Below are 25,904 nucleotides of genomic sequence, written 5' to 3'. Positions count from 1 at the left end.
TGATTTGTATATCTCAGTGGTTTATCTACTTCATTCGACGGCAACATAAACGGCTGTAGCTAGGTTGAAAAACGAAATAAATATAAGTACTGATCTTGCTTTGTATGGATATCCTTTTGGTATGTGCACCAATAAGACTATGGTATTCGGGCTACCAAGTCCCACTGATAATCCTATACATAAAAATAATGCCAACAAAGAAATTTTTACAATAAATTTACAGTTGTTCGGGTTTTGTCATCATTTGGGAATAAGTCGATGCTTTTTATGCTGAGAAAAGCATATGCAGTAGCTGCTATAGAGTCGGGTGAAGGAGAATTCAGAGTGATGGGCTGGAGGGACATAGAGGGCGCGTAGGGGATTTCGAGTATTCGATATGTTTTCGAGGTGTATAAACATTCTAAGGCTGAAAGTGTATTCGGATCTTAGGATATTAAAAAAGCCCTTTATAAGAGCTTTTTTGATGAGCGGAAAGCATGACTACTTTCCGATAGCACATAAAACTAAACGGCTCGATCACTATTGCTATTGCCAACCGTGCTTTTGCTGGATTTGTGGTAGAGCTTAAGTGCCAATAACGAACCCCACAACAAAACTTGTCCCCAGAGTAATGTCCATTGAGATGCCACCTCTTGCCAAGATGCACCCATCTGATCAAGTGCTAAGAAACCTTGGATAGCCGGTGTGCTTGGGAACAGCTGTGATAATAGCACTAACCATTCGGGCATCATTTCAACTGGCCAGATAAAACCTGAAGAGAAGATCAGTGGCATTGAACTGATTAACACTACAACCGTGACTAGCTCTCTTCGTGGCACTAACTCACCAATAAAAATCCCGATCAAACAACTGGCCAGTAAGAAGGGCAGAAGTAAGGTTAAGATCTGTGTTGTTGAGGCGAGCTGGTTTATCCCATACATCGAAAAGCTAGCGCCGAAATAGTACATCGACAACAGGTAATAAATGCCGACTAAGGTACAACAGCGGGCAAGCATCAGTTTCGCTGGAGAGGTCTTACTCCAGTAGCCAAATGTCGATTGAGCGTTTTGGGTTGCACCCACTAAACCAGAAGCCATGGCTAAGGTTTGTTGCAGGATCAACACAAAGACGGCTGGAACTACGTAATCGATGTATCCCATGCGACTATTAAACGTTGGTTTCAGGTTCAAGCTGAATGCACTGTAGCCTTTGGCTGCCGATTCTAAAGGCACACCTTCGACTAACAAATGGCTGACCTTAACTTGCGCAGCTAACGTACCACCGGCCTTGGCAAGCCCTTCAACAATGGTTCCGTAGACCAAAAAGTAAGAAGCATCACCAGCGTAAGAAAGTGTCGGGCTCTTACCGAGCAACAAGTCTTTATAGAAATCTTCTGGAATGACAAGGAATCCGCCAATCTCTTGGTTAAGCACGGCTTGTTTCGCATCGGCGATGGTGGAGTCTCGACGGACCAATTCGATCTGAGAGGTGGCATCCACCATACGCTCTAATTGATAGCTGCTTTGACTCTTATCCAAGTTCACAACCGAAGCTTTCAGTTGTTGAGGAACTTGGTTCGCGTAAGGCAATGGATACAAGAAGGAATAGAAGACCACACCACCAAATACCGTAAGAAGCACGACAGGGTTGCGCAATACCGCTAAGAGTTCTTGCTTGAGCAGTTGAGTAAAGCTCATCGTTTTACTCCTTGTTGTGCTGATGCTTCTGGCTGTGTTGACGGCGTTGTTTTTGCAGATATAGCTGCTTTTGTAGATGGATCTGCTTGTGCAGTTAGAGTTGATTGCGCCAAGTGTTTCTTAATTAGCAACATTACCACGAAAGCAGGAACTGCATACCACAACATAGAAGAGAGGCTGATCAAAGACTGTGCTGCGCTCACACCATAACTAGACTGCGCCGTTTGTACTTCGATGTAATGACTCACGGGCAATAAGCTTCTCCAAATTTGAGCAGCTGTATTCATATCTGTTACTGGAAAGGTAATACCCATGAACGCAAAGCTTGGTGCCGTAAATGCGCCAGCGAAACTCATCGCCCTTGCTGGATCAAGTGTTAAGAAGAAAAACAAACAACCCATAATGATACAACTGATCACGGTTAGCAGTTGGGCAATAGTCAATGCCACAAAGCTGCCGTTAAATGGCCAGTCTAAGAGCACATAGAACCAAAAACTAAACGCGATACCAAACATCAAAAACAAGACAAGGTAGGGCGTTAATGTTGATGCGAGTGACTTCATAGGGGCGTTGGATAACCAAGCGTGAAGCCCACGAGCTCTAACGTTCGCCGTCAAAACCAATATCGTGCCCACCACAATCATGATCTGCCACAGTGCAGGAATAACCGCAGACACCAAGAACTGTGCATAACTGGTGTTCTTGTTGAACAGCGGCGTGATCTGGCTTTGTACCGTTACTGCTTGGCCTAATGCGGATTGCACCGTGGTATCACCGTGTGACAGCTGTTTCACGACTTCAAGTTGCGCGTTAAAAGTCCCTTGAGCCTGCAGCAAGGCAGAGTTCACCAGCTTACCGATTAAGATAAATTGGCTGTTATAGAATACAGACACTTGCGGATTCAAGCCGAGCAGAAGGTCTCGGTCGAAGTGCCTTGGTATCACAACATAACCATAGATATCACGTTCGATCATCGCTTTCGCCGCATCACTCGCAGAGCTGTATTTCTGAGTGACTTGCAGCGTTGGTGACGCATCAACAAGGCGTGTGAACTGTTGCGAGATTTGACTGTGCTCAAGGTCGACAACTGCGACCGGTAAGTCACGAGCGATCCCTTGTGAAAAAATCAGCCAGATACTGGCAGCAAGCAGCAAAGGAATCCAAGTTAGGCAAGACAACAACCATTTGTCTTTGCGGACAATCGCCCACTGCCGAAGCAAGGTATTCTTCGCTCTATGATGCTCAGTTGATTGCGAGCCTCTAGATTGCGATCCAGTATATTGAGAGTTAGCAGACATAAGTCACCTAAAGCTCAACCACTAGGCTCATGCCCATACGCAGTGTTTCGCTCGTATCGACAGGGTGTGCTTCTACTTCAAAAGTACGTAAATCGAAGCCTTGTGCTGCGTCTGTTGAGCGCCAAGTTGCGAAATCACCCATTACGGCGATGTGAGTTACTTGGAAAGTTAATGATTTATCCAGAGCCGGTAGGTACGCCTCAAACTGGCTGCCTTTCTCGAAATGCTTAAGCATGTCTTCACGAACATTGAGCACAGCCCAAGCATCCTTGGTGTCGATAACAGTCACAACAGGGAAGCCTTGTGGTGCAAGTTCTCCACTGCTCAATAGAACCTGAGAGACTTCGCCATTAAACCAGCTGTGGATCTGTGTGTCTTTTGCGTAAGCTTCAACTTCTGCTACCGCACCCGCTGCCATTAACGCTTTTTGAGCGGCGGCCACTTTGGTTTCGTCACGCGCACCTTCTTGCGCTAATTGATACATTTGGAATGCAGCGCTTTCGGTGTACTTCGCCGCTTGCCACTGTGTTTTGGCTTCATCACGCTTCTGCTCGGCAACCACACCATCGTTGTAAAGGTTGTTTACACGTTGGTAGGTTTTGTCCATCAGATCGGCAGCTGCTTTGGCTTTCAACCATTGGTCTTTAGCCGCTTGGATCTGTTGAGTACGCGCGCCATTCTCTGCTTCTTGTGCTAATGCACCAGCGGCTTTCTGACCAGCTTTTGCTTGCTCTAGCTTCGCATCAATCTCAGGGCTTAGTAGAGAGAAGATCAATTCGCCTTTTTCAACCGAATCGCCTTTGCGCACGAATATTTCATCAATTCTGCCAGGTACTTTCGATGAGATGCTGTATTGCTGCACATCGATTTGACCTTGAAGCTTAACCGGCTGAGGTTGATAAGCTTGATAGAAACTGTATCCGACCCAGCCAATAACGCCGATACCAACTAAAGATAGAAGAAGGGGCTTAATAGGTTTCATGAATTATCCTTTTGACTGGCTAACGGTGTCTGTTTTTGAGTCGAAATCAGACGGAACAGAGGAGGTTAAGTAACTGGAGTAAGCATTCATTTCGCTGGTTAGCGCTAACAGCTTGTTGAGAGAGATTAGGTATTTGAAGCGAGCAGCAGATTGCTGGGTTTTAATGCTCGCAAGATAAAGCTCGGCATCAACTACTTCTAATGAGTTAGATAACCCTTGTGTGAAGGCTTTTTTACGAAGTAATAGGTTTTCCTGAGCTAAAGACAAGCTCGAGTTTAGGCCTTGAACCTCTTCAATGGCTTGGTTTGCTTCAAGGTAAGTCTTTTGTACCAACACGGTTAAGTCTTGCTTAGCTTGTGACTTAAGGAATTGAACCTGTGATACGGCACTGTGAGCCGCAGCGACTTTGTCGGAACGGCCAGAGGTATCAAGCAGTGGCACATTCACACCAATGCCAACCAACCAATCGGGTTTCATTTCACTGGCTAGAGAGTCATCTTCATACAGGCTGTAATCACCATAAAGGTAAACCTCTGGGTAGTATTTACCTTTCTCGGCTTTAATTAAGCTGCTTGCTTGTTTCTCTTTTGCATCAAGAATCTTAAGGCCGGGGTAGGTCATGAGTGTCTGGTCAATGAACACGTCCATATGAGGCAGGTTCTTATTGATAAACAGTTGTTCAGAGGGTTCTACACTTTCATTTTGACCAAGGATTTGGGTCAACGCCAATTGCGCAATTTTAAGATCGTTCTGAGCTTTCGTGCGCTCTACAATCGCTTTATCTAAAGAAGCATCGGCTTGTAGGCGTTCTACTCGGGCGATTTGTCCTTGCTGTTCAAGCTTGATGGCGAAATCACGATGCTGAGTTAAGCCTGCTTCAACGGCTTGACGCGTTCTCACCACGTCTTCCGCTAAGATCACCGAGAAGTAATACTTACTTAAGTCTTCGTAGCGAGCTTGTTTCTCCATCAACAGTTGGCTTTGCGCTTCTTCGCTTTTACCTTCAGCGGCATTTTGCGCAGCGGTTATTCGACCACCAGTGAAGATAGGCCACACAGCACGAATGGAAGAGCTAAAGATGTCTTGTTCGGTAATGGTTGAGGTGATGCCACCTAACTGAGCTAAGAAGGGAGCAAATGCTGGATTTACGCCGCTTAAGCTGTCACCGAACTGTTCACCATTAATCGTCACATCACTATCAAGGTGCGTGTAGTTAGCCCCTAAGGTAATAGAAGGTAGATTAAGGCTACTTGTTGAGTTCTGAAGGTGTTGATAACGTTCAACGTTGGCTTGTTGAGCCGCAAGTGAGTTGTTGTTTTCTTGCAATATTTGCCACGCTTCAGAAAAAGTGAGCGGAGCTGCATAGCCTGGCGAAGCCATAGTGCCGAGAAGCATACTGGCGATCGCAAGGTATCGGAATTTTGGTTTGGTCATCTGCATTAAATACCAATTAGAGTATTAACTCTAATGTTAACAGGGCGATAGTCATTTGTCTTGAATAGATTGTCTCATATGAATAGAAATTTTCATAACTCGTTAATCAAGTGTAAATAAGATTGAGTGACGTGAATATCAAAGATAAATGAAACTTAAAAAGCACGCATAAGCGTGCTCTTTAAGTTCAGTATAGAAGTGTTTTTACAAAATGAAGTGGCTTATTTAAAGCTAGGACAATGGTGATCGGCGCGCCATACCAATTGTCTTGAACCTTGCATTGTTTGTAATAAATCTCTCCCTGACATTTGCGGGAATGCTAACAATACCTTGAGATCGAGTGGGGAGGTGCCATCTTTCTCATAGGCTCTTACGTGAGTAAAAGTCGATTGTAAGTGTTTGAACAGCATAGTCTTAGTAAGACAAATTCCAAAGTTATCGCGTTTCATTGCCTTGTTTCCTTTTCAACAATGTTTATACGTTATGTTTGTTATCCTGTTTCTATTGGACGTTGCCACTGACTGATCGATACCTCCTGCTCATCAATGTTTTATTATTGGGTGATGCTTTTATCAGTCACCTCTTCGTTGTCTGGCTAGCCGAGTTTGAAATAGCGATGGATGAATAGGGGAGAATACTTAATCCGTTTGTTCATCATTCGTAACGGCGAGCGTGCAACTTTTAGTTATAGATACGTCCAGCGAGCGAAGGGTTGTTGCTATTTTGTTAATCGAAGTTTCGATTCAAAGCGCGGTCTGAAAATCATGACCTATGGCTTAGCAACAATAAACTTCTTCATATGCAACCATTATAATTGTATTTATTTTAAACAACCTAAAAAACACCTAAAAGCTTAGTGATCTAGCTCAATATTTATTCGTTTATTTTGGTTTTTAAGCTAATCAGTCCTAAAAATGAACGATTAATCGAGATGAACAACGTAAAGGATTATCAATTAACAATCTGCTCAATTATTTAGTTGAGTAGCAGTCACAAATTCACGCCCCTAGAAAGGTCATGCGATTAACTTGGTGTTAACATTGATCGTCTAACACTAGGGACGGTGGAATATGAAATGGAGCAGTATCAGTTTCCGTAAAAGGTTACTGATTATCATGACGGTCACTGGCCTCGTTGAACTTTTGATTCTTGCAGCTGCTGGTTTTTACTACATCAAACAATCTCAAGAACAAGAGATGGGTTTGAAAGCGTTAGGTGTTGCTGAATTTCTATCTGAATCGCCGCTTGTCACCAGCATTATTCAAGAAAATGGAACGTTGGACCCTAATGGCGTTCCCTACGTTTTGTCTGAAGAAACCCAAGTTAAATTTCGTAACCTTACTCAGCTCATTGGCGCGGCGTTTATCGTTGTTGGAGATGATAAAGGTATCCGCCTGATTCACCCTTATGATGACAGGCTCGGTAAACCCATGCGTGGTGGCGATAACCAAAAAGCATTGGTATTGGGCGAGTCTTATGTGTCGACAGCCAAAGGATCGCTGGGTTTTTCAGTTCGTGGTAAATCCGCGGTAAAAGACACCCAAGGTACCGTTATTGGTGTGGTGTCAGTTGGTTACTTATTGGATTCTTTACAAGATCGAATCGAACCTTACTTAGCCTTTTTGATTGTGATGGCGTTGCTGGTGGTTGCGGTCAACGCTTTGATTTCGAGTTATGTATCTCGCCGTTTTCAACGCGCTATTTTGGGCTTTGAGCCTGAAGAGATAGGCCGGTTGTATGTTGAGCTAGATGTAACCATGAGTACCGTGAAAGAGGGCATTCTGAGCATCGATAAGCACGGCATTTTACGTTCAATTAATAAGAGTGCCTGCGATATTTTATCGATAGACAGGGATAAAGCACTCAATCAACAGCGCCTTTCTGATGTATTGCCAGGCAGTGATTTAGAACAACTGCTATCAACCGGCGACACCGACCACGATGTTGAGTTGTATTTAAACAATAAGCGAATCATTGCTAACCGAAGCCCGATTATAGTGGCAGGTGAGGTGGTCGGGGCGGTATCGAGTTTCCGATTACGAGATGAAATCAACGATTTAACAGACCAGCTCTCACAAACCAAAGAATATGCTGATCTACTGCGTTCACAAACCCACGAGCATCAAAACAAGCTCAACACCATCAGTGGCTTGATTCAGATGGGCGAGCTGGACTCTGTTCAACAATTGATTGGTCAAGAAACCGCTCATTACCAGAGCTTAATTGAGTTCTTAAGAGAGACGGTGAAAGACCCTCTTATTGCAGGCATGCTTTTAGGCAAAACAGAGCGAGCTCGAGAGATTGGGTTAGAGCTTAAAGTGGAAAAGGGATCAAGGCTTGAAGCTCTGCCTAGCTGGTTAAACGCGGATGACGTTGTCACAATTCTTGGCAACCTGATTGATAACGCCTTTGACGCCACCATGACGGCGATTAAGCAAGAGGGTCAAATTGCGCCAGCGCGTCGGGTTATTGAAGTTTCAATCAGTGATTTTGGTAATGAAATTATCGTAGAAGTAGAAGACAAAGGGTGCGGTTTGCCGAAAGAGTTGGCGACCAAAGCACTCACCGAAAAAGGCGTATCGAGCAAAGCGAAGCAAAATCGTGGTGTGGGTTTGTATCTGATAAAGCAGCTGGCAGACCGATATCAAGGGCAGCTTGAAATGGTCGACAACCACGATTTTGGCACGCGAATGACGGTTTATCTGCCAAAAGAAGAACAATAATTAAGCACGAAACGATCTTGCGAAGATCATCGTGACGGAAAAAGCATGGTTAAAGGAAGAACATAAATGAACGCAATCACGAGAGTCATGGTCATTGAAGATGATATTGCGATTGCAGAGCTACACCATCGTTATTTAGAACAGATGGGTGGCTTTGACGTGGTCGGCATTGCCACCACACAGTCTGAAGCGCTCATGCAACTGGACATCTTAAAACCTGATTTGGTGTTATTGGACGTGTACCTGCCGGACGGGTGTGGGCTCGATATTCTTAATCACGTAAGAGGGAGCAATCAAGGCTGCGACGTTATCTTGATTACTGCTGCTCGGGATGTGGATACGCTGCAGCAGGCAATGCGCGGGGGAGTGGTGGATTACCTATTAAAACCAGTCATGTTTCCTCGTTTGGAAGCAGCACTGAAGAAGTATCAGTCACAGTTACAAGAGTTCGAAAGCGTGTCTGATTTGAACCAAGGTTTGGTTGATAAGATGCTGCAAGCCAATGCCAAAGCGGACTCAGGAAAAGTATCAACCTTGCCCAAAGGAATTGATGGCGTAACGTTGGATAAGATCAGAGCCATTTTTCAGCAAGCTGATGCCGTTAATATTACCGCCGATGAAGCCGGAGAACGAATTGGTGCTAGCCGAACCACCGCCAGACGCTATTTAGAATTTTTGATTACCACTGGTGAGTTAGTCGCAGACTTAAATTACGGTACCGTAGGTCGCCCGGAGCGCTGCTACAACAAAGCGCAAAGATAAACACGACACCATCAAAATAAATATAAAGCCAGTTGAATAAGCTGGTTTTACCTTTTTCTCCCTTTCCTATTGCTCACTCCACCGACCAGATACCGTTCTTTCTTGACTACACTGTTTGAGAATGCCGATTTGCTTCACCCGTGGGTTAAATGAACGGAACTATCGATTAGAATTTGTTCGAAATGAGTCAATATTTAATCGATTGCTTTCACAGTGGTTGATGTAAATCAAATAGTCATAGACAATACTGTCCCGAATAGAGGTGATAGCTTTCACCCTCGTTTACCAAACGCATTCTCAAATTTAATAGGCGCTTACTATTGATGTAATAGTTAAGACCTATTATCTATTTTCGTATGTCGCTGATACCTTTGGCGAATACTAAAAACCTTGTTTTTATAGGAAAGATGATGGTAATACCTGAAAACAGCAGCATCGTTATTTTTGGTGCGTCGGGAGATCTAACTTACCGCAAGTTAATTCCTGCTCTATACCACCTGTATGCTAGCAATCAACTACCAGAATCCTTTGCGATTCTTGGAGTGAGCCGTACTGAGTACAGCGATGAGTCTTACCGTGAGAAGCTGAAGAAGTCTCTTCAGGAAATGGAAAAAACTGAACCAGAGACGCTGAATGCATTTATTGAACATCTGCATTACCAAGCGATCAATACTTCAGATGTAGACGACTATGCTCGTTTAGCACAACGTCTAGACAAGCTTGAGCAAGACTACCAATTCGAAAACCATAACACATTGTTCTACTTGGCAACCCCGCCAAGCCTATACGGTGTGATTCCAGCAAACCTTGCTGCGCATGGCCTTAACGATGAATCGAACGGCTGGCGTCGTCTGATCATCGAAAAACCATTTGGTTACGACTTAGCATCAGCTCAAGCGTTGGATGAAGAGATCCATCATCACTTCCAAGAACACCAGATCTACCGTATCGACCATTACCTTGGTAAAGAGACGGTTCAAAACCTTCTAGTGCTTCGTTTCTCAAACGCGATGTTTGAACCACTGTGGAACCGTAACTTCATTGAATACGTTGAAATCACAGGTGCTGAGTTCCTTGGCGTTGAAGAGCGTGGCGGATACTACGACGGTTCTGGCGCAGTTCGCGACATGTTCCAAAACCACCTGCTGCAAGTGCTAGCGATGGTAGGTATGGAGCCGCCTGCACAAATTAACGCTGATTCTATTCGTGATGAAGTGGTTAAAGTGCTTCAGTGTCTGAAACCATTAGAAGAAGATGATCTGCGTAAAGACTTAGTATTAGGTCAGTACACAGCATCAGATGTTCGTGGTCAGCACCTACTAGGTTACCGTGAAGAGCATGGTGTAGCGGATGATTCTCGTACCGAGACTTACATCGGCTTGAAAGCTCACATCAATAACTGGCGTTGGAATGGTGTTCCTTTCTACGTACGTACAGGTAAACGCTTACCAACACGTGTGACTGAAATCGTGATTCACTTTAAGAACACGCCACACCCAGTATTTGGTCAAGATGCACCAGAGAACAAGCTGATTATCCGCATCCAACCGGATGAAGGTATTCAGATGAGCTTTGGTTTGAAAGAGCCAGGCGCAGGCTTCAAAGCAAAAGAAGTGAAAATGAACTTCTCTTACTCTGACTTGCCTGAAACTCAGATGCTGACGGCTTATGAGCGTCTTCTTCTTGATGCACTGAACGGTGATGCGACTCTGTTTGCACGTACCGATGCGGTAGAAGCATGTTGGAAGTACGTTCAACCAATCTTAGACTTCAAGCAAGATCCTCAAGCACTGTTTGGCTATGCTTGTGGTACTTGGGGCCCACAGGAAGCAGATGAACTTCTGCAACGTGATGGCCGCGCATGGCGTTTCCCATGCAAAAACTTAACAGACACGGATTACTGCGAACTATGATCAATCACAAGATCTTTGCAACGCCTGAACTGGTTGTTGAAAACCTAGCAAATGAAATGAAAGCATACAGCGAGCAGGGCAAACCTGTTCACATTTCACTGTCTGGTGGCAGCACGCCAAAAATGCTTTTCAAACTTTTAGCACAGGCGCCATACGCGGAAGGTATTCAATGGAATAACCTTCACTTCTGGTGGGGCGACGAACGTTGCGTTGTACCAGACGACGCTGAAAGCAATTTCGGTGAAGCAAACGCGCTCTTATTTTCAAAACTAAAAGAGTTTACTCAAGTAAACCTTCCTGCTGAAAACATCCACCGCATCCGTGGTGAGGATGAACCAAAAGCAGAAGCAGAGCGTTTCGCAAAAGAGATGGCAGACGTAATCCCAACAGAAAACGGCACGCCTGTATTCGATTGGATTCTGCTTGGTGTTGGCGCAGACGGTCACACAGCTTCACTATTCCCGGGCGCAACCAACTACCAAGATGAGAACCTGTCTGTACTGGCTTCTCACCCTGAGTCTGGTCAAATCCGTGTTTCTAAAACCGCAAAAGTTTTAGAAGCAGCAAAACGAATCAGCTACCTAGTACTGGGTGCAGGTAAAGTTGAGATCGTTAAAGAAATTCATACTACTCCTGCTTCAGAGTTGCCTTACCCGGCAGCGAAAATCCAGTCTAAAACTGGCGAGACAGAGTGGTTCCTAGATTCAAATGCAGCAAGTGCTATCGCATAAGTGCGAATAGCCGCAAGGAGATATAAATAATGAAAGGTGATATCGGTGTAATTGGCCTAGCAGTAATGGGTCAGAACCTTATCCTAAACATGAACGACCACGGCTTCAAAGTTGTGGCTCATAACCGTACTGCTGCTAAAGTAGACGAGTTCCTAGAAGGCCCAGCTAAAGGTACTAACATTGTTGGTGCTTACTCTCTAGAAGAGCTAGTTGAGAAGCTAGAAGCGCCACGTAAAGTGATGCTTATGGTTCGTGCTGGTGACGTTGTAGACACGTTCATCGAAAATCTAATCCCACTTCTAGACGAAGGCGACATCATCATTGATGGTGGTAACACTAACTACCCAGACACTAACCGTCGAGTAGCGCATTGTCGTGAGAAAGGCATCCACTTCATCGGTACTGGTGTATCTGGTGGTGAAGAAGGTGCTCGTTTCGGTCCTTCAATCATGCCAGGTGGTGCGGCTGAAGCTTGGGAAGCGGTTAAGCCAATCTTCCAAGGTATCTCGGCAAAAACTGACGCTGGTGAGCCTTGCTGTGACTGGGTTGGTAACGACGGTGCTGGTCACTTCGTTAAGATGGTACACAACGGCATCGAATACGGTGACATGCAGCTTATCACTGAAGCATACCAGTTCATGAAAGATGGCCTAGGTATGTCTGCTGACGAGATGCAAGCAGTATTCGCTGACTGGAACAAGACTGAGCTAGACAGCTACCTAGTTGAAATCACTGCTGACATCCTTGGCTACAAAGATGAAGACGGTGAAGCGCTAGTTGAGAAGATCCTAGACACTGCAGGCCAAAAAGGTACGGGTAAGTGGACGGGTATCAACGCACTAGACCTAGGTATCCCACTAACACTGATCTCTGAGTCTGTATTCTCTCGTTGCCTGTCTGCTCTTAAAGACCAACGTGTTGAAGCTGAAGCTTTGTTTGAGAAGACAATCACTCCAGTTGAAGGCGACAAGCAAGAGTGGGTTGATGCACTACGTCAAGCTCTACTGGCTTCTAAGATCATCTCTTACGCTCAAGGTTTCATGCTAATGCGTGAAGCGTCGAACGAAAACGGCTGGGACCTAAACTACGGTAACGTAGCGCTAATGTGGCGTGGTGGTTGTATCATCCGTTCTGCATTCCTAGGCAACATACGTGATGCGTACGAAGCAAACCCAGACATCGCGTTCCTAGGTTCTGACGAGTACTTCAAAAACATCCTACAAGGCAGCCTAGTGGCATGGCGTAAAGTAGCAGCGAAATCTCTAGAGTCTGGTATCCCAATGCCATGTACGATTTCTGCGCTATCTTTCCTAGACGGTTACACAACTGCACGTCTACCAGCGAACCTGCTTCAAGCTCAACGTGACTACTTCGGTGCTCACACTTACGAGCGTACTGACCGTCCACGTGGTGAATTCTTCCACACAAACTGGACTGGTACAGGCGGCGATACTGCTTCTACAACTTACGACGTATAATCGTTAGTTAGAATCAGTAGAGAACAAATTTGTTCTTTCAGCTGCAAACTAGAAAACAAAAGGATGCCTCAGTGGCATCCTTTTTTGTTGGTTCACGTTCTCTTACTTGGGCCTGAATAACAAAGGTGCCATAGTTTAAGCTGTCATTAAATGCGGCTGAGCATCGTCATTGTATTGCTCCCGAATTGCCATAAAGCCGTCTAGGTTTTGTTTAGGCGCTTCAACCCACTCTGGGTCAAACATTGAACCAGTGTTTGCTTCTATATAGGCCATCACCTCATTCAGTGACCAAGCGTGTTTATAGGCTCTTTTACTCATTAACGCATCGAATACGTCTGCCAGTTAATAGCGTATGCGCTATTGCTTAACTAAAGTGCTGTTAATGATGATCTGGACGTTAAATAACCATTTTAAAATTAAATGAAAAGATAAATAGGATAACGCACATGCTTTATGCCATCATAAAGACATAAACAAGGGCAATGGAAATAATGCCCAAATGATTGAGCTAGAAGCGGTCAGTGATGACGGTGTTCTAGAGTAAATTCAAGGCCTTTAGTTGCCTTGAAAAAGGTAATGTTATGACTGAAGAAGAAAGAATCGAACTGCAACAAAATAACCCGCTACACGGCTTAAAGCTTGAAACCATGATCACTGAATTAGTGGATCATTATGGTTGGGAAATTTTAGATGCGGCAATGCGTATGAACTGCTTTAACACTAAGCCTACAGTGGCAAGCGCAGTTAAATACCTGAAGAAAACCGAATGGGCTCGTGAGAAGGTTGAAAACTTCTACCTTTACCGTTTCAAGCGCATGCCTAAAGCATCGGACATCGAATACCAGATGCCTCCGCGTTCACGTACATTCCGCCATGGGCTAGAGCCTCGTGAGCCAATGGAACTAACGGTTGAGTCTATCCACGCTTCTCAAGCTAAAGCTGCGTCTGCATTTAAAGAGCGCCGCGGCGGTAACGGTCGTAACTTCCGTCGTTAATAAGAAGGCGTCGTTAGATAAGGCGTCGACGATTAGTACGCCTAATTAGATAAGCGAAAAACACAAAAGGAGCCTATGAGCTCCTTTTTTAATTCGTTCGATTTAAACCGTAAATGGCTAAGCTTCGCGGTTCTTTCTTTGATTCTTCCAAAGATCGGTGACATAAACGATTGCACTGATAAGTAAGAATAGCGCTGACACAGAAAACAGAGCGGGCATTTTTAGGATCCACGCGAATGTGGCAGCAAGAAAAGCGACAAAGCAAATGAGTCGACTTGATGACATGACATGACCGAGTTTAATGTTCATAACGCCTCCTAATGAAGTCTCACTTTCGACAGGAGAAGTATCCCACCCTTGGAAAAATAAAGGCTAAAAAACAGTCTAAATTGTTATCAAATTTACTAATTGAAGGACTCGTCTCACACATATCGACACGGTTATTTTATAAGTAATAAAATAGCGAGATAGGTAATGCGAGAGTCAGCTTTCCCGCTGTGTTTTCCAGTTAGAATTAGATTCAGTTTCGGGTTTAATTAGTGTCAAACCGACTTAGCATAAAACCTAGTTATTATAGAAAAAGTAAGCGGTGATTAAGAAACTCGCGATGATCACTGTATTACGAACATATTGTTGTGGGATGCGGCGAGAGACTTTTGCTGAATAATAACCACCAACCAATGTACCCAATAATACAGCCATGCCAGACGGCCAATTAATCGAACCATTTACGATAAAAAACACGATCGCTGCGAGGGAAGCACACGCGGACACGAGCAGTTTGATGCCATTCATCACGTTGATGTTGGTGTAACCAGCCAGCGCCAAATAGCTCAATGTCACAATGCCCAAACCTGCATTAAAATACCCACCGTAGATACAGACAATCAAAAGTAATAAAGCGGAAAAGAATGCGCCTGCGCTAGTGGCGTGCTTATGTTTTGCTGTAGCTTGTTTAAGCCATTTATTGAGCGTGCCGCCAAACGTGAAAAGCAGAGCAGCATACAGCAACAGCCAAGGGACAGATTGAGTGAACAGAGCTTCTGGTGTGTGCAGCAGTAAAAATGCCCCGATACCACCGCCAATCACACATAAAGCTATAGTCAGTTTTAGCTGCTTAGTACCAGATTGAATTTCGTGGCGCAGAGCGTAGGCTCCGCTAATGTATCCAGCACACGAAGCAAAGGTATTGGTCGCGTTGGCTGCTATTGGTGGAACGCCAGCAAATAACAAAGCAGGGAAAGTGATGAAGCTGCCGCCACCCGCAATGGAGTTAAGCACACCGCCAACCACCCCTGATAAGAATAGAATCAACCAATCCATAGTTTTAGAATCCAATACGTTAACTAACTGGTTACCTTACTTGAATTTGTTATGAATATCAGCGCCATGTGTGTTGTAAAGATAGGTTTGTGAGTTTGCTACCACCTTAGAGCTGTGGTTTTTTGAAATAGCTGGTACGAAAAAAGGAGTCTGAGGCTCCCTTTATTTCGTTTTGTTTTCTAGGCTAAGCCAAGTTTATACTTCAACAGGCTTTGCTCTAAAGCTCTTGAACAGCTTAACCAGAATAGGACTAGATAGAACCAATACCGCTAAAATAGTGAAGGTCATAGTGATAGGGCGTTCCCAAAGGAAGCTGAGTTCACCATCACTGATCATCAGTGCGCGTCTCAAGTTCTCTTCCATCAAACCACCTAATATGAAGCCAAGCAGTAACGGTGCGAGCGGGAAGTTGGCCAGCCTTAACGCTATCGCCGCCATTGCCACAATTAGCATCACAAACACATCCATCGTGTTGAAAGACACCAAGTACACGCCTGTGATTGAGAAGAAAATGATCATTGGCAGTAGTACCGTTCTTGGTACCGCTAGCAGTTTAGAGATATATGGGATCAACGGTAGGTTTAAGATAACCAGCACGATGTTGCCAAAGTACATCGAGATAATCACCGACCAAAATACGTCTGGGTGATCAACGAACAAGCGAGGACCCGGCTGAATACCGTAGGCAATCAATGCACCAAGCATAATTGCTGTAGTACCAGAGCCCGGAATACCGAGTGTTAACAGCGGTACAAATGAACCACTTGAAGCTGCATTGTTTGCTGATTCAGGAGCCACAAGACCACGAATACTGCCTTTACCGAACTCTTTCTGCTTGTCTTTTGGCGCGAGGCTACGCTCCATACCGTAACTTAGGAATGCCGCAATAGTGGCACCTGCGCCCGGTAGAACACCGGTAAAGAAACCGAGAATAGAAGATCGAATTGAAACTGGTGCCACTTCTTTGAACTCTTCTTTGGTGACCTTCATGCTACCAATATCCGACATCTTTTGGCTTTCTTCCGCGCTGGTGTCTTGCTCTGGTTTTAGAATACCCATTAAAGTCTCACCTAAAGCGAAGGTTGCCATAGCAAGAAGTAGGAAACTAAAGCCATCCATCAGGTCTGTTAGACCAAACGTGAAACGCTCAACACCAACGCCTTTGTCGATGCCAACAGTAGACAGCATCAAACCAAGAATGGTCATCATCCATGCCTTGATTACCTGACCTGGGCCCGCAAACGCCGCTACTGCCGATAAACCTAACAACATCAATGCGAAGTAGTCTGAAGACTGGAAGCTCAATGACACGCTGGCTAAAGCCGGAGCCGCAATCAAAAGCATGATTGCCGAAAGTGTGCCACCAGTGAAAGAAGAGTAAGCCGCGAGTGCAAGTGCTTTACCCGCTTGGCCTTTTTGTGCCATCGGGTAGCCATCGAATGCGGTTACTACCGTTGAAGAACAACCTGGAGCGTTGATTAATATTGATGACGTCGAGCCACCAAATACAGCGCCATAGTACACACCAGCCATCAAGATTAGGCCAGAAGAAGGGTCTAGGCCGTATGTAATCGGGATCATCAACGCGATTGCTGAAATTGGACCTAACCCCGGTAGCATACCGATGAAGGTACCCACGAAACAGCCCACAATTACCATCATGATGTTCATTGGCATCACAGCGGTAGAAAGTCCTTGTAAAATTCCGTCTAACATAATGTTATCCCTACCAAAGAGTGAAGATTAAACCAGGCTCTAGGTAGATATCTAAGCCTTGAGTTAATAAAAGAAAGAACGCGATAACGAAAGGAAACGACGCGCCAAATAAAACAGTTTTGCGGCGCTCACCCAACAGGTAAAAGCCTGCAAGTAAGAAGAAGCTGGTTGCTAAAACAAAGCCAAGATAAGTCAGCCCAACACCGTACAGTGCCATTAACACCAAGAAGCCAATCAGCAGTTTCCAGTTCAGCGGCGTAGTGTCGCATGTAACTTTTTTATCCGGCTGTCCGGTTATAAGCAGGATCAACGAAAGGCCAATGCCGATAAACGTTAGCAGGATAGGTAAGGTTCTTGCTGTGAAGGGTTCGTACTCGTCACCGGGGAACAAAGGAATCAGCGTGGTTTGATAGCCGTAGCACAAGCTCGCCAGCATAAAGATCATGGCTCCGATGCGATCCTTCGAAAGCAAAGATTCCTTACTCAGAAATTTGGTTGGTAAGTCCGACATATCCAACTCCATTTGGGGTGGTATAAAAAGTAAAAAAGCCGCACATGAGCGAGTTAATGAAGAATGTCTGGGATCACTAACCAAAGGTGAGCGAATTACATGACTTGGTTAAGTCACTTGCTTCTACAACGAATCAGCAAGCTTTAGCAATACACTACGAATAAACAAAGGAGTTTTAGTTAACTCATGTACGGCGAAACAGGAAAGAGTAAGAGGGCACAAAGACCCTCTCTGGTTGTTGGTTACTTCAAGAAACCAAGCTCACGCATTAGATCGCCCATCTGTTTTTCTTGGTCTTCTAGGAAGGCGTAAAAATCTTTGTCAGCTTTGTAGTTGTCGATCCAACCGTTACGGTCACGAACCACTTGCCACTCATCGGTTTTGTACATTTTGCCAAGAGCTTCGTTCCACTCGTCGATTTTTGCTTGGCTTGTACCCGGTGCCGCAAAGAAACCACGCCAGTTAGCAAATACTGTCTCGTTGCCGTATTCAGTCAGTGTTGGGATGTTAGGCGCAGCGTCAAGACGCTTTGGAGCCGTCACAGCAAGCACTTTTACTTGGCCAGACTTAGACATCTCTAGTACTTCACCAAGGCCCGTTGAAAGCAGCTGTGTTTCGCCAGAAAGCAGTGCCGCCATCGCTTTACCGCCAGCATCGTAGGCAATGTAACGCACTTTCTTCGCATCAAAACCTTCGCCTTTGAACGCTGCCGCAACCACAAGGTGATCCATGCTGCCACGGGCTGAACCGCCAGCAATTTTCACTTTACGTGGGTTGGTTTCGAACTCTTTAACGACGTCTTCCCAAGTGTCGTACTTAGAATCCGCAGGAGCGACGATTGCGCCGTAATCGGCAATGGTTGCTGCTACCGGAGTTAGGTCACGGAAAGATTGAGGGAAGATACCTGTTAGTGAACGAACAACGATAGGCGTTGAGTTCACCATTAGCGTGTCTTCTTGGCGTTGTGCTGTTTCGATTAGGTGAGCAATCGCTTTACCGCCACCGCCACCAGACAGGTTTTGGAAAGAGACATTTTCTACGATGTCTGATTTCACCAATACATCACCCGTACCACGAGCTGTCATATCCCAACCACCACCAGCGCCGCCAGGGATTAGGAAGTGGATTTTTTCTACGTCAGCAGCAAAAGTGTTGAAAGAAAAGGTTGCTGCGATGATAGAAGCCGCAAGAGTAGGTTTCAGTGCCTTGAACATGGTTCACGTTCCTTATGTAGGGGATCTCTTCAATGGAGAGAAACTTATGTTTTATTTCCAGCTACTAAACAGATGAGTAGGATATTGCTTAGCAGATGAAGCTAAAGTTAACGGTGTGTTAATGAAATGTCTGTAATGCGGCGATATTGAGAATAAAGAACATTGGATTAATATTGTTCATAAAGTTCACGGTAACGTGTTTTTGTCCATTTACTGTTGAATGATATCTGGATTCTAAAATCGTAGTTATTGTCTCAGAATGATTGAATTCATTGACAAAGGTTGGATTTAACTAGCGTTTTCTACTCGAGTGCATTGGTTGTTGGTCTATATTGTTAGATGTGACTACGATAACTATTTCTGCAAAAGAGTCAGGTGTATAGAGGTGTTAGATTTTAGATGTGGAATAATGAGTTACTATAGTTGATATGCAACTTAAGCGGTATTGATTGCGCTAGGCTGTTAACTTTGGAGTTGGCGATTATTCAAGGATGAAATAATGGCATTAAAAAAAATTTCGTTACGCTTTACCGTTGGAACAATGTTCATACTCGCGACTGTGCTAACGGCTGTGGTTGCGGTCTCTCTTCAATACTACTTCAGTAAAAAAATGGCGACGGAGAATACTCTGTCAAAGTTGACGATGGTATCTCATGACCTGAGTGATTATATCGGCGCGATTGACTCTGACGCAGCCAACACCGCGCGTTTACTTGCTACAGTGAAACGATCTATCAGTAACAAAATATCGAAAGAAGAGTCGCGTAGTATTCTTTCTGAAGCCATTAAAGATAACCCTCTCTTTTATAGTATTTACATTGGCTCATCCGATGAAAATTTCTTCCAAATTATTAACCTAGAATCTGCCCCTGTCGTTAGAGAAAAAATAGGAGCACAACAAACGGATCGTTGGGTTGTGGTTGAGATTCAAAATATAGGGCAGGAGCGAGTCCGGACAACGAAATACTTTGACCAAGAGTTTTCCCTCAGAAGCTCAACTACGGAGCAGAGCAACTACTTTCCAACGACCAGGCCTTGGTATGTTGCTGCCAATGTTCTGTCGGTCGAAAAAACTCAGCCATATCTTTTTCAGCATTTACAAATTACCGGACAAACTTATTCTTTAGCGTTTGAGTCGAAAATCGAATCTGAAATTCAACATGTGATTGGTATTGATATTGTGCTGTCTTCTTTGGCTAACAAATTATCAGGTACGGCGCTTGGATTAGCAGAAGATAGTAAGGTTGAGTCTTTCTTATATTCGAAATCGGGTAACATTATTGCGTCTAACCTCAAGGTTAATAATCAGGAATCGGAGTTTGATGTATCAAAACTGATGCTATCATCTGAGCAAAAAGCCTTGGTTAATGATACTCCTCCGCTTTTAGTGTCTAATCAAAATGATTGGGGGCCGATGGACTTTTCAGTGGCGGGAAAACCAAACGGCTATGCGATAGACCTTCTTAAAATGATTGGTGAGATGACAGGGATCAGGTTTGAATTTGTTAATGGTTTCTCTTGGGGCGAGCTTGTCAGTAAGTTTCAAGAAGGAAGTATTGATGGCCTGCAATCGGTTCAAAATTATAAAAATAATGGCATAGATGGCCTATACACGACTCCAATTTATGAATTGCCATTTTCTATCGTGACAAGGGTCGGCGCGAAGGTTGTCACTAATTATGCCGAGCTTGAGGATAAAAAAGTGGCCATTTTATCTGGGCGGTCAATTATTCCTAAGCTAAGGGAAGACTTTCCGAATATTGATTTAGTTGAGTTTGAAAACCTAGAGTCCGCATTTGATTCAATTGAAAGCGGAGAGAACTTTGCATTCTTAGACGCTGAACCCGTACTCTCGTTTGCATTAGATAGGTTTTTCCAACCAGGCCTTGTTGTAAATGGGGCTCTAGAAGATCTAAAACAGAACTACTCAAATCAATTCCATTTGGTGTTGCAGAGCAAGCATAAGCAATTGCTTCCAATTATTGACAAAGCTATCGGCAGGTTAAGTGATGAACAACTTGATACCTTAGCGAAAAAGTGGCTCCATGATACCGGCTTTAATACGAATACGACGGTTCCTTATATTGAACTTTATGATTTGACTAAGGAAGCAACGGTTGAAGGCAGTATGGTAAGGGTAGAGTTGAATGGCGAGATCAAACATCTCTATTTAAAGAAAATAGACACGGGCGAACACTACTCTGAGTATTTTGCGGTATTGATTCCCGAATCTGAAGTCTTCAGTACAGTCAATAAACGTCTAGCAACCTCTGTTGGTGTAACGGTGTTACTGATGAGTTTGACGTTGCCTATTGCTTGGGCTTTTGGTGCGCCGATAGTGCATCCAATTCGCCAATTAGAGGAAGAGACTCATAAGGTTAAGCTGCGTGATTATGACAACGTGACAATTCTTGATACTCGAATCAAAGAAGTGTGGGAATTATCTGTTGCCGTAAAAGATATGGCTATGGAGATTAAACGACATGAACAGATGCAAGAGGCGTTTGTTGAGTCGTTTATCAAGCTCATCGCTCAAGCGATCGATGATAAGTCCGCTTATACGGCAGGGCATTGTAATCGTGTACCAGAACTCGGCTTGATGTTGGCTGACGCGGCTGAACAATCACAATCTGAGCACTTCAAAGACTTTGAGTTTAAAAATGATGACGAACGCCGTGAGTTTAGAATTGCGGCTTGGCTTCATGATTGTGGCAAGATCACGACACCGGAACACATCGTCGATAAAGGTACGAAGCTAGAAGCGAACTACAACCGAATCCACGAGGTGAGAACTCGTTTTGAAGTACTTTGGCGTGATGCGGAAATCACTGCTTTGAGAAAACAACTTGAAGGTACTCTATCAACGCAACTGATAGCCGATGAGCTTGCGGCAACGAAACAGCAGCTACAAGATGACTTTGCCTTTATCGCGACATCGAACGTTGGTGGTGAATTCATGAGTGAAGACAAAGTCGCTCGTATTCGCTCGATAGCTGAGACGACCTGGACGCGTCATTTTGATGATCAACTTGGTCTATCACCGATAGAGGCAATGAATCGAGAGCCGAGTTCAAGTTTACCAGCCACAGAACCACTTTTGAGTGATAAGCCAGAGCACATAGTGAAAAGAGATAGGCCGTTAGAATTTGACCCGAAACATCAAATTAAAATGGATGTGCCTGAGCACTTATACAACCTAGGCGAAGTCTACAATCTGAGTATTGCACGCGGTACATTGACTGCTGAAGATAGATTTAAGATAAACGAGCACATGCTTGGCACGATTAAGATGCTTGAGAACCTGCCATTCCCGAAAGAGCTAAGTCGTGTTCCTCGCTATGCTTCGACGCATCATGAAACACTCAAAGGTACGGGATATCCAAGGAAGCTGACTGGTGATGACCTTTCAATCCCAGAACGTATTCTGGTGATCTCCGATATTTTTGAGGCGTTAACTGCTGCGGATAGGCCTTATAAGAAGGCGAAGCCAATCAGTATTGCTGTCGACATCATGTACAAAATGGCGTTGGACGAGCATCTCGATATCGAACTGTTTAGATTGTTCTTAACCAGCGGTACTCACCTGCGTTATGCAGAAGAGTATCTCAAACCGGAACAAATTGATTTCGTTGATATCGGCAAATACCTAGATGTTACTCGTCAGATTGCTTGAGTAAAGGTGGCTTGTTAGAACGGGGTCTATGAATGAAAGGCGCACATGAGTGCGCCTTTTTTATATCTGTTTATCGGTGAGCTGGTGGATAGATACAAAGGGGGCTGCTTTTGACAAGTTTCGGCTATAAGTTGTCGACATATCGATTTCAAATGATTTTAGGGTAGATAGGGGGTTAGTGACTCTTACTCTGATTAAATCGATAAATAACAGATGGTTGAGTTGTTTGTAGTGTCCTTTTGGATTAGTTTTAATCGTCTATGAAAAATACTACCTTAGTCTAAATTGTCGACAATTGGCTTGATTGTCGACAATTCAATCGTGTATTTTATGTTCATGTTATGAAATTGTTGACAGTTAGGGTCGGCAATCAGAAGTGAGCAGCGTGAATATGAATACTGCGATAAAAGATCTCACCTTAAGTGCAAACACGAAAACACGTGTGAGCAACAAAGAAAACACCAAGTCGGAAAATCTGACAGAGTATCTCGTTGAGGCGATTGTTAACGGTGAATTAGCACCGGGCAGTAAGATCTCGGAGCCTGAACTGGCTAAACGCTTCGAGGTAAGTCGAGGTCCATTACGTGAAGCGATAATGCGTGTGGAAGGGCTAGGGCTTATTGAGCGAATTCCTCATGTCGGCGCTCGAGTTATTACTTTTTCGGCAGACAAACTGCTAGAGCTTTACGCGGTGCGAGAGGCATTGGAAGGTATGGCTGCGCGATTAGCAGCGCGACATATCACACAAGAAGAGCTTATCGGGCTTGAAGGGTTATTGTCGACACACTCAAAGCACATCGATGAAGTCGAAGGTTCTTCTTACTTTCATCAACATGGGGATTTCGATTTCCATTATCGCATTATCAAAGCGAGTCGTAACAGCAAACTCATTTCGCTGCTGTGTGACGAGCTTTATCACCTATTACGAATGTACCGCTATCAATCGCCTAGGGCTCAGTCTCGACCAAAAGAGGCGCTCGATGAACACAAATACATCCTACAAGCGATCCGTAACCGTGATGAAGAGCTAGCAGAAATGCTTATGCGAAGACACATATCGGGAAGTCGACTGCTTATAGAACAACAAATCCAATCCAAAGATCTTGATTAACTGGCGACTGGTATCTGTCAGCGGGTCAGAGCTGGCGATAACCAAAAGCCGTAAGTCTTAAAGGTTAGCTAGAAATAAACAATTAACAGGGAGCGTCATTATGAAGTTATCAGCAGGAGCTAAGTTCCGACAAGCTGTGCAAGACAACGACCCATTGCAGATCGTCGGCACGGTCAATCCGTACTGCGCGATGATGGCAAAGAACTTGGGGCATCAGGCGATCTATTTGTCTGGCGGAGGCATCGCCAATGCGTCTTATGGGTTGCCTGATTTAGGCATCACCACATTGAACGATGTGTTGGTAGATGTTGAACGTATTACCAACGCGTGTGATCTGCCATTGCTGGTGGATATCGATACGGGATTTGGTGGCGCATTCAATATTGCACGTACGATTCGCGCTATGGAGAAGGCAGGCGCAGCAGCAATCCATATGGAAGACCAAGTGGCCCAGAAACGCTGTGGTCATCGACCAAATAAAGCGATTGTAAGTCAGCAAGAGATGGTCGATAGAGTCAAAGCGGCAACCGATGCTAGAACCGATGAAAGCTTTGTGATTATGGCACGTACGGATGCATTGGCGGTTGAAGGCATTGATAGCGCAATTGAGCGAGCGATAGCTTGTGTTGAAGCGGGCGCAGACATGATCTTCCCTGAGGCGATGAATCAACTCGATCAATACGTGAAGTTCTCGGCAGCGCTGAAATCAGCAACGGGCAAGCACGTACCTATTCTTGCGAACATCACTGAATTTGGCCAAACACCACTCTACAGCTGTAACGAGTTAGCCCAATCAAGTGTCGACATGGTGCTTTATCCATTGAGTGCGTTCCGTGCGATGAACAAAGCGGCGGAGAATGTTTACAAGCACTTGCTAGTTGAAGGCAATCAAGAAGCTCTGTTGGATTCAATGCAAACCCGTAAGGAGCTTTACGAACACCTTAATTACCACGACTACGAGAACAAGCTTGATCAGTTGTTTTCAAGCGAAGGGTAAACCAGTTTCAATTAATCAAAAATCAACTTAATCCAATAACGTGAAATGGTTAGTCGCCAAATCCAGTACCGATGATAAAGATCATCGGGCATATAAATAGGCAGCACCAAAGAGTGCAGGCGGCTAACACAGAAAAGGAGTTCACCATGTCTGTATCTTTGAGTGATAAAGCCGCTGTCGAAAATGCTTCAAAAGTAGAGCAAAAAAGTGAAAAAACAGCAAACAAACCAGCCAGCGCACCGGCAATCGGTGGTGCTGGTCTACGTGGTCAAAGTGCAGGGTCGACTGCGCTATGTACGGTAGGAAAATCAGGAACGGGTTTAACTTACCGTGGCTATGACATTACCGATCTTGCTAACCACGCTCAGTTTGAAGAAGTGGCACATCTGCTATTAAGAGGCCATTTGCCCAATGAAAAAGAGCTAGACGATTACAAAACATTGTTGGTTGGTTTACGTGGTTTACCTCAACCTTTGAAAGCATTGTTGGAGCTTATTCCTGCAGACGCTCACCCAATGGATGTGATGAGAACGGGTTGTTCGATGCTAGGTAATCTAGAGCAAGAATCTGATTTTTCAGAACAATTGCCTGCGACTGAACGAATGCTCGCGCTTTTCCCTGCGATTATTTGTTACTGGTATCGCTTTAGCCATGATGGCGTGCGCATTGATACGGAAGATCAAAGCGAAGCATGTTTGGGTGGCTACTTCTTGAAGATGTTAACGGATAAAGCACCGAGTGAACTTCACAAGAAGGTAATGCACTGCTCGCTCACCCTATACGCGGAACATGAGTTTAATGCTTCGACTTTTGCCGCTCGTGTGTGTGCATCAACGCTGTCGGATATCCACTCTTGTGTCACCGCAGCGATTGGCACACTACGAGGCCCTTTACATGGCGGTGCGAATGAAGCGGCGATGGAAATGATCCAAGATTGGCAAACCGCCGATGAAGCGGAAACGAACATCATGAATATGCTTGCTAACAAAGATAAGATCATGGGCTTCGGTCATGCCATTTATCGTGAAAGCGACCCGCGAAATGCTCTAATAAAGCGTTGGTCAAAAGAGTTAGCTCAAGAGGTGGGAGATGAACAGCTTTACGCCGTTTCAGAACGTGTTGAAGCGGTAATGAAGCGCGAGAAAGGGTTGTTTTGTAATGCGGACTTTTTCCACGCATCGGCCTACCACTTCATGGATATTCCAACCAAACTGTTTACTCCGATCTTCGTGATGAGCCGCCTTACGGGTTGGACGGCGCACGTGTTCGAACAGAGAGAAAATAATCGCATCATTCGTCCAAGTGCAGACTACACCGGGCCAGAGCATCAAGACTGGCTGCCAATCCATTTACGTTAGTTCTCTATA

At 44.6% G+C, this 25,904-nt stretch carries 20 protein-coding genes and 1 pseudogene; 10 read left to right on the top strand and 11 right to left on the bottom strand.

Going from position 1 to position 25,904, the window contains the following annotated elements:
• Window positions 1–503 precede the first annotated feature (503 nt).
• From AB4384_RS13260 to AB4384_RS13240, 5 genes are all read right to left on the bottom strand, one after another.
• A complete protein-coding gene (locus AB4384_RS13260) occupies window positions 504–1,676 on the bottom strand; it encodes an ABC transporter permease (protein ID WP_102320370.1) in 1,173 nt (390 codons plus the stop codon).
• Window positions 1,673–2,974, bottom strand: a complete 1,302-nt coding sequence (locus AB4384_RS13255; protein ID WP_065583586.1) for an ABC transporter permease — start codon at window positions 2,972–2,974, stop codon at window positions 1,673–1,675. The genes AB4384_RS13260 and AB4384_RS13255 overlap by 4 nt, the downstream gene beginning before the upstream one ends.
• Before the next feature lie 7 nt (window positions 2,975–2,981).
• Window positions 2,982–3,956: an HlyD family secretion protein gene (locus AB4384_RS13250; protein WP_017070946.1), complete on the bottom strand. Its 975-nt coding sequence runs from the start codon at window positions 3,954–3,956 to the stop codon at window positions 2,982–2,984.
• A 3-nt stretch (window positions 3,957–3,959) separates the two neighbouring features.
• On the bottom strand, window positions 3,960–5,396 hold the full coding sequence (locus AB4384_RS13245) for a TolC family protein (protein WP_017059718.1): 1,437 nt from the start codon (window positions 5,394–5,396) through the stop codon (window positions 3,960–3,962).
• A 215-nt stretch (window positions 5,397–5,611) separates the two neighbouring features.
• Window positions 5,612–5,839, bottom strand: coding sequence for a hypothetical protein (locus AB4384_RS13240; protein ID WP_009846577.1), 228 nt, complete (start codon window positions 5,837–5,839; stop codon window positions 5,612–5,614).
• Window positions 5,840–6,460: 621 nt separating this feature from the next.
• On the opposite strand from AB4384_RS13240, the gene AB4384_RS13235 reads away from it, so the two are divergent.
• The 5 genes from AB4384_RS13235 to gnd all read left to right on the top strand — a co-directional run bounded on the left by AB4384_RS13235 (window position 6,461) and on the right by gnd (window position 12,997).
• Complete coding sequence (locus AB4384_RS13235) at window positions 6,461–8,113, top strand: sensor histidine kinase (RefSeq protein WP_102320372.1); 1,653 nt, start codon at window positions 6,461–6,463, stop codon at window positions 8,111–8,113.
• A 66-nt stretch (window positions 8,114–8,179) separates the two neighbouring features.
• On the top strand, window positions 8,180–8,875 hold the full coding sequence (locus AB4384_RS13230; RefSeq protein ID WP_017059715.1) for a response regulator: 696 nt from the start codon (window positions 8,180–8,182) through the stop codon (window positions 8,873–8,875).
• Window positions 8,876–9,285: 410 nt separating this feature from the next.
• Window positions 9,286–10,788 (top strand): glucose-6-phosphate dehydrogenase, encoded by a 1,503-nt coding sequence (gene zwf / locus AB4384_RS13225; RefSeq protein ID WP_017059714.1) that lies wholly within the window; start codon window positions 9,286–9,288, stop codon window positions 10,786–10,788.
• Complete coding sequence (pgl, locus tag AB4384_RS13220) at window positions 10,785–11,519, top strand: 6-phosphogluconolactonase (RefSeq protein ID WP_017066266.1); 735 nt, start codon at window positions 10,785–10,787, stop codon at window positions 11,517–11,519. The genes zwf and pgl overlap by 4 nt, the downstream gene beginning before the upstream one ends.
• A gap of 29 nt (window positions 11,520–11,548) precedes the next feature.
• Window positions 11,549–12,997 carry a decarboxylating NADP(+)-dependent phosphogluconate dehydrogenase gene (gene gnd / locus AB4384_RS13215; RefSeq protein ID WP_017059712.1) on the top strand — a complete coding sequence of 483 codons (1,449 nt, stop codon included), beginning with the start codon at window positions 11,549–11,551 and terminating at the stop codon, window positions 12,995–12,997.
• A gap of 135 nt (window positions 12,998–13,132) precedes the next feature.
• Here the strand turns inward: gnd and AB4384_RS13210 are convergent.
• Window positions 13,133–13,339, bottom strand: a pseudogene (locus AB4384_RS13210) (metal-dependent phosphohydrolase); the annotation flags it as partial.
• A 239-nt stretch (window positions 13,340–13,578) separates the two neighbouring features.
• On the opposite strand from AB4384_RS13210, the gene AB4384_RS13205 reads away from it, so the two are divergent.
• Window positions 13,579–13,992 (top strand): VF530 family DNA-binding protein, encoded by a 414-nt coding sequence (locus tag AB4384_RS13205; RefSeq protein WP_010438513.1) that lies wholly within the window; start codon window positions 13,579–13,581, stop codon window positions 13,990–13,992.
• Between the two features lie 117 nt (window positions 13,993–14,109).
• Here AB4384_RS13205 and AB4384_RS13200 read toward each other — a convergent pair whose 3' ends face one another.
• The 5 genes from AB4384_RS13200 to AB4384_RS13180 all read right to left on the bottom strand — a co-directional run bounded on the left by AB4384_RS13200 (window position 14,110) and on the right by AB4384_RS13180 (window position 18,756).
• A complete protein-coding gene (locus AB4384_RS13200) occupies window positions 14,110–14,301 on the bottom strand; it encodes a hypothetical protein (RefSeq protein ID WP_017066914.1) in 192 nt (63 codons plus the stop codon).
• 255 nt (window positions 14,302–14,556) lie between these two features.
• Window positions 14,557–15,315, bottom strand: coding sequence for a sulfite exporter TauE/SafE family protein (locus AB4384_RS13195; RefSeq protein ID WP_017062287.1), 759 nt, complete (start codon window positions 15,313–15,315; stop codon window positions 14,557–14,559).
• 195 nt (window positions 15,316–15,510) lie between these two features.
• Window positions 15,511–17,031, bottom strand: a complete 1,521-nt coding sequence (locus AB4384_RS13190; RefSeq protein WP_102320374.1) for a tripartite tricarboxylate transporter permease — start codon at window positions 17,029–17,031, stop codon at window positions 15,511–15,513.
• 10 nt (window positions 17,032–17,041) lie between these two features.
• Entirely contained in the window at window positions 17,042–17,542 is a 501-nt protein-coding gene (locus AB4384_RS13185; RefSeq protein ID WP_102320375.1) for a tripartite tricarboxylate transporter TctB family protein, read from the bottom strand.
• A gap of 242 nt (window positions 17,543–17,784) precedes the next feature.
• Window positions 17,785–18,756, bottom strand: coding sequence for a tripartite tricarboxylate transporter substrate binding protein (locus tag AB4384_RS13180; protein ID WP_136974310.1), 972 nt, complete (start codon window positions 18,754–18,756; stop codon window positions 17,785–17,787).
• Between the two features lie 499 nt (window positions 18,757–19,255).
• Between AB4384_RS13180 and AB4384_RS13175 the strand changes: the two genes are divergently transcribed.
• The 4 genes from AB4384_RS13175 to prpC all read left to right on the top strand — a co-directional run bounded on the left by AB4384_RS13175 (window position 19,256) and on the right by prpC (window position 25,895).
• Window positions 19,256–22,429 (top strand): HD domain-containing phosphohydrolase, encoded by a 3,174-nt coding sequence (locus AB4384_RS13175; protein ID WP_372129656.1) that lies wholly within the window; start codon window positions 19,256–19,258, stop codon window positions 22,427–22,429.
• A 391-nt stretch (window positions 22,430–22,820) separates the two neighbouring features.
• Window positions 22,821–23,540: a GntR family transcriptional regulator gene (locus AB4384_RS13170; RefSeq protein WP_108152223.1), complete on the top strand. Its 720-nt coding sequence runs from the start codon at window positions 22,821–22,823 to the stop codon at window positions 23,538–23,540.
• A 100-nt stretch (window positions 23,541–23,640) separates the two neighbouring features.
• Window positions 23,641–24,537 (top strand): methylisocitrate lyase, encoded by an 897-nt coding sequence (gene prpB, locus AB4384_RS13165; protein ID WP_017062292.1) that lies wholly within the window; start codon window positions 23,641–23,643, stop codon window positions 24,535–24,537.
• Window positions 24,538–24,683: 146 nt separating this feature from the next.
• Window positions 24,684–25,895: a 2-methylcitrate synthase gene (gene prpC, locus AB4384_RS13160; RefSeq protein WP_372129655.1), complete on the top strand. Its 1,212-nt coding sequence runs from the start codon at window positions 24,684–24,686 to the stop codon at window positions 25,893–25,895.
• Window positions 25,896–25,904: the final 9 nt, after the last annotated feature.

Source organism: Vibrio sp. 10N.261.51.A4 (genome assembly GCF_041471945.1).
In the GTDB taxonomy this organism is placed as follows: Bacteria; Pseudomonadota; Gammaproteobacteria; order Enterobacterales; family Vibrionaceae; genus Vibrio; species Vibrio crassostreae_C.
This window is presented reverse-complemented; position numbering and strand designations above follow the sequence as displayed.

Bases quoted from the DNA above. Each gene is read 5' to 3' on its own strand.
- pgl (WP_017066266.1), top strand. From the start codon at position 10,785: ATGATCAATCACAAGATCTTTGCAACGCCTGAACTGGTTGTTGAAAAC.
- AB4384_RS13260 (WP_102320370.1), bottom strand. From the start codon at position 1,676: ATGAGCTTTACTCAACTGCTCAAGCAAGAACTCTTAGCGGTATTGCGC.
- AB4384_RS13205 (WP_010438513.1), top strand. From the start codon at position 13,579: ATGACTGAAGAAGAAAGAATCGAACTGCAACAAAATAACCCGCTACAC.
- prpC (WP_372129655.1), top strand. From the start codon at position 24,684: ATGTCTGTATCTTTGAGTGATAAAGCCGCTGTCGAAAATGCTTCAAAA.
- AB4384_RS13185 (WP_102320375.1), bottom strand. From the start codon at position 17,542: ATGTCGGACTTACCAACCAAATTTCTGAGTAAGGAATCTTTGCTTTCG.
- AB4384_RS13240 (WP_009846577.1), bottom strand. From the start codon at position 5,839: ATGAAACGCGATAACTTTGGAATTTGTCTTACTAAGACTATGCTGTTC.
- AB4384_RS13190 (WP_102320374.1), bottom strand. From the start codon at position 17,031: ATGTTAGACGGAATTTTACAAGGACTTTCTACCGCTGTGATGCCAATG.
- AB4384_RS13230 (WP_017059715.1), top strand. From the start codon at position 8,180: ATGAACGCAATCACGAGAGTCATGGTCATTGAAGATGATATTGCGATT.
- AB4384_RS13175 (WP_372129656.1), top strand. From the start codon at position 19,256: ATGGCATTAAAAAAAATTTCGTTACGCTTTACCGTTGGAACAATGTTC.
- prpB (WP_017062292.1), top strand. From the start codon at position 23,641: ATGAAGTTATCAGCAGGAGCTAAGTTCCGACAAGCTGTGCAAGACAAC.
- AB4384_RS13180 (WP_136974310.1), bottom strand. From the start codon at position 18,756: ATGTTCAAGGCACTGAAACCTACTCTTGCGGCTTCTATCATCGCAGCA.
- AB4384_RS13200 (WP_017066914.1), bottom strand. From the start codon at position 14,301: ATGAACATTAAACTCGGTCATGTCATGTCATCAAGTCGACTCATTTGC.
- AB4384_RS13250 (WP_017070946.1), bottom strand. From the start codon at position 3,956: ATGAAACCTATTAAGCCCCTTCTTCTATCTTTAGTTGGTATCGGCGTT.
- AB4384_RS13255 (WP_065583586.1), bottom strand. From the start codon at position 2,974: ATGTCTGCTAACTCTCAATATACTGGATCGCAATCTAGAGGCTCGCAA.
- gnd (WP_017059712.1), top strand. From the start codon at position 11,549: ATGAAAGGTGATATCGGTGTAATTGGCCTAGCAGTAATGGGTCAGAAC.
- zwf (WP_017059714.1), top strand. From the start codon at position 9,286: ATGGTAATACCTGAAAACAGCAGCATCGTTATTTTTGGTGCGTCGGGA.
- AB4384_RS13170 (WP_108152223.1), top strand. From the start codon at position 22,821: ATGAATACTGCGATAAAAGATCTCACCTTAAGTGCAAACACGAAAACA.
- AB4384_RS13195 (WP_017062287.1), bottom strand. From the start codon at position 15,315: ATGGATTGGTTGATTCTATTCTTATCAGGGGTGGTTGGCGGTGTGCTT.
- AB4384_RS13235 (WP_102320372.1), top strand. From the start codon at position 6,461: ATGAAATGGAGCAGTATCAGTTTCCGTAAAAGGTTACTGATTATCATG.
- AB4384_RS13245 (WP_017059718.1), bottom strand. From the start codon at position 5,396: ATGCAGATGACCAAACCAAAATTCCGATACCTTGCGATCGCCAGTATG.